This is a genomic window from Pseudanabaena biceps PCC 7429, assembly GCF_000332215.1.
GTDB lineage: Bacteria > Cyanobacteriota > Cyanobacteriia > Pseudanabaenales > Pseudanabaenaceae > Pseudanabaena > Pseudanabaena biceps.
On record NZ_ALWB01000336.1, the window covers coordinates 1 to 3,546 of the forward strand.

Consider the following 3,546-nt stretch of genomic DNA (forward strand, 5'->3'; position numbering starts at 1 on the left):
TGCCGCCCGCGCAGCGGGCGGCACGCTCTTCTAGGTTTTAAGTTTACTTATCCTTAGCTACTTACAAACAAATTTTCTATTTGCCAATTTGGAATATAGCGTTTAAAAATATGACTGTCACCCTTCCCGCGATCGCTTTAAATACAGCACAGGAGGTAAGTATTACGCCTCTGGATGCACCTTTAGGAGCCGTCGTTACTGGCTTAGATGCAAGTAAACCTGTCGATCCCGTCACGATTTTGCGCCTAAAGCAAGCCCATCGCAACTATCACATTCTCATTTTTAAAAATCAGAAATTAACTGACGAGCAGCTAAAGAATTTTGCCTATTACTTTGGCGATCTATTCGTTCCCCTTGACGAAACTCCCGTCCTCGCTTCTAAAACAGGGGTTACACCAGTGGTCATTCCCGTAGCAAATATCGAAGGTGGTTTTACGGGGACTGGAGAACTTTCTTTTCATGCCGATCACCATTGGACACCCTATCCTTCAAGTGGTTCATTTCTCTATGCCGAAGAAGTGACAACTAAGGGTGGTGAAACAGCTTGGCTCAACCTCAATCTTGCCTATGAATCCCTAGATGCTGCAACGAAGGAACGGATTAAAGATTTACAGTTAATTACCTACAATCCCTTCGTTCGTAATTCTAATTCGCCTAGGCGTTTATATCGCACTGACACGAGCACGCCACTGGTCGCTCCTGTATTTCCCCATCCCCTTGTGCGTACTCATCCTGAAAGTGGATTAAAGGTTCTCAGTCTCGGCTATGAGACAGAAGTATCCTTAGTGGGAGTCGATCCAGAGGAGGGTTCGGCGCTAATTGCTCAATTACGCGAGCATCTCAACCAGTCCAAGTTCTATTACGAGCATAAATGGTCTGTAGGCGATATTGTGTATTGGGATAACCAATCAACTCTGCATCGTCGCACTGCCTTCGATCCCAGCGAACGTAGAGTTCTGAAGCGCATTAGCCTTGCTGGTAGCCGTCCATTTTAGATAATTTCGGGCAGGGAAATTCTTAGATTTCTCTGCCCGAAATTATAGTTACTCCCTTCCCACCAAAGAAATAGACATCAAAAACCAATAATCAGCGTTGCAGCGCTTCGCGCCGCAACGTCTAATTCTTCACTGGGAAGGGAGTAATACCAATTCACGAAAGGCTGATAAGTCGGTGGGCTTAATTAAATATAAAATCCTAAAACCTGCGGCGCACGCGCAGCGTGCGCCGCAGGTTTTAGCTCTGGATTTTAATTATGCTGAGGTACTTAACACTTTTGTGAATTAAAAACTAAACCTAGTAAGGGTTTTTAAGTTAAGAAGTGACGTAGCCATTTCTTAACTTGGCATAAGAAGCAATATTAGCCTTGTTCGGAGCTTTTGTCTTTCATGGTCACATTAGTTAAACAAATTCAACAACTTAAATCTCAACAAAAATCAATCTTCAAACAAATTACCCTATTGGTAATTCCTAGTGTGATAGCCTTATCAACTGCTTTAACGAGTTGTAGTAATTATTCAAACCAAGTGGCGATATCGTCCCCATCGATCGCCAAGAATGAAGCAAAACCAGTTGTCATCAAAACCAAAGTGGTTCGTTTGGGCTATCAGACTGCTGGCGATATCGTCAAGGTCAAAGGAGTCCTAGAAAAGCGACTAGAACCACTGGGCGTAAAAGTTGAATGGTCGCAGTTCGCCGCTGGTCCTCAATTGATGGAAGCACTTAATGTGGGCAAGATCGATCTGGGCTCTGTCGGTGAGACCCCACCAATTTTTGCCCAAGCTGCAGGTTCCTCACTAGTGTATGTTTCAGGTCGTAGACCCAGTGAAGGCAAGGGAAGCGCGATTATTGTTCAGAAAGATTCACCCATCAAAAGTGTTGCTGACCTTAAGGGACAAAAAGTCGTTTTCCAAAAGGGTTCCGCTTCCCATTACCTATTGATTAAGGCGTTGGATGAAGTGGGGCTCAAGTATAGCGATATTCAGGCTGTAACCTTGCCTCCTGTAGATGCGAGAGAAGCGTTTATTCAAGGTCGAATTGATGCTTGGGTAACATGGGATCCATATTTGGCTTTCGTGCAGTCAAAAGCTGAAGCGCGCGTGCTTAGGGATGCGAACAAAATTGCAACTCAAGGCGGATTTTATATTGCCTCGCGTAGTTTTGCGACCGAAAATCCTGAAGCATTGCGAATTATTTTAGAAGAGATTGACAAAAATGGTGAATGGGCTGAAGCAAACCGTCCTGAAGTTGTGAAGTTAGTCTCTCCAATCCTGAAGATCGATCCCCAAATTTATGAGATTGTTTCCAGCCGTGCGAGCTATCGCTTGCGTGCCATCACTCCTCAAGTACTAGAAGAACAGCAAAATATTGCAGATTTGTTCGCTCAAGAGAAAGTGATTCCCAAGAAGATCGATATCAAGGATGCGGCTCTGACAACTGAGCAGTATGCAGCGATTACCCCTGAATCTCTTAAAATTGTGGCTAACAAGTAAGTAGCTCAGCATACCTAGAAGAGCGTATCGACTACTACGCGGTCGGTACAATCTCTGGTTTTGGTTTTTAATACACAATATTCACGCAGTATATACGCATTATAAATTATGACTACTGAAACTATTAATCCAACTCAAGATAATCCAACTCAAGATAATCCAACTCAAGATAATCCAACTCAAGATAACTCTAAGATTCGGACTTCTCGCGTACAGATCGCTAATGGTGATTTGCTAATTGATGCTTACCTTGCCGAACCCGATCGCGTAGGTACTTTCCCCGCAGTAGTTGTTTTACAAGAGATCTTTGGTGTGAATATTCATATTCGAGAGGTAGCAGAACGTTTGGCAAAGGAAGGATATGTGGCGATCGCCCCTGCCCTATTTCAACGCACTGCTCCTAATTTTGAGTCAAATTATGCCCCTGAAGATATTCAAGTAGGGCGAGGTTTGAAGGATCAGACTAAGGCGGATGAAATCCTTAGCGATATTCAAGCAGCGATCGCCTATCTCAAGGGCTTGTCTAATGTCAAGGGTGAGGCGATCGGCGCGATTGGCTTCTGCTTTGGCGGTCATGTGGTGTACTTGACTGCGACATTACCAGAGATTAAAGCAACTGCCTCCTTTTATGGTGGTGGCATTCCTAGTTCTACTCTTGGCAATTCAAGCGGCAATTCAAGCGGCAATTCAAGCGGCAATTCAAGCGGCGAACCGACGATTCACCGTACTGCGGAAATTAAAGCACCGATCTATGCTTTCTTTGGTGAAGAAGATAAGGGAATTCCACTCACAGATGTGGATAAGATAGAATCAGCTTTAGTTGAAGCAAAAATCTCCCATAAAATTTTTCGATATGCCAAGGCTGGTCATGGTTTCTTCTGCGATCGTCGGGGGAGTTACCATCCCGAATCGGCGGCGGATGCTTGGATTCATGTTTTGGAATTGTTTCAAGAGAATCTAAAGTAAAGAACCAAATTTTGATAGAGCAGCTTGGCTGCTCTATCAAAATATAGCTATAGTCAGTAAACTGCATAGAGAGTTGCGGCGCAAAGCGCCG

At 44.2% G+C, this 3,546-nt stretch carries 3 protein-coding genes; all 3 read left to right on the top strand.

Annotated features, from left to right (window positions below; all coding sequences use genetic code 11):
• The first annotated feature begins 110 nt into the window (after positions 1 to 110).
• The 3 genes from PSE7429_RS21885 (at position 111) to PSE7429_RS21895 (ending at position 3,455) form a co-directional block, all read left to right on the top strand.
• The gene (locus PSE7429_RS21885; RefSeq protein ID WP_009629566.1) at positions 111 to 995 is read left to right on the top strand and encodes a TauD/TfdA dioxygenase family protein; all 885 of its coding nucleotides are present in this window, start codon (positions 111 to 113) and stop codon (positions 993 to 995) included.
• Positions 996 to 1,385: 390 nt separating this feature from the next.
• Complete coding sequence (locus PSE7429_RS21890) at positions 1,386 to 2,489, top strand: sulfonate ABC transporter substrate-binding protein (RefSeq protein ID WP_009629567.1); 1,104 nt, start codon at positions 1,386 to 1,388, stop codon at positions 2,487 to 2,489.
• A 108-nt stretch (positions 2,490 to 2,597) separates the two neighbouring features.
• On the top strand, positions 2,598 to 3,455 hold the full coding sequence (locus PSE7429_RS21895; protein ID WP_009629568.1) for a dienelactone hydrolase family protein: 858 nt from the start codon (positions 2,598 to 2,600) through the stop codon (positions 3,453 to 3,455).
• The last annotated feature ends 91 nt before the right edge of the window (positions 3,456 to 3,546 follow it).

Excerpts from the sequence above, each read along its gene's own strand:
- PSE7429_RS21895 (WP_009629568.1), top strand. The coding sequence starts at position 2,598 with ATGACTACTGAAACTATTAATCCAACTCAAGATAATCCAACTCAAGAT.
- PSE7429_RS21885 (WP_009629566.1), top strand. The coding sequence starts at position 111 with ATGACTGTCACCCTTCCCGCGATCGCTTTAAATACAGCACAGGAGGTA.
- PSE7429_RS21890 (WP_009629567.1), top strand. The coding sequence starts at position 1,386 with ATGGTCACATTAGTTAAACAAATTCAACAACTTAAATCTCAACAAAAA.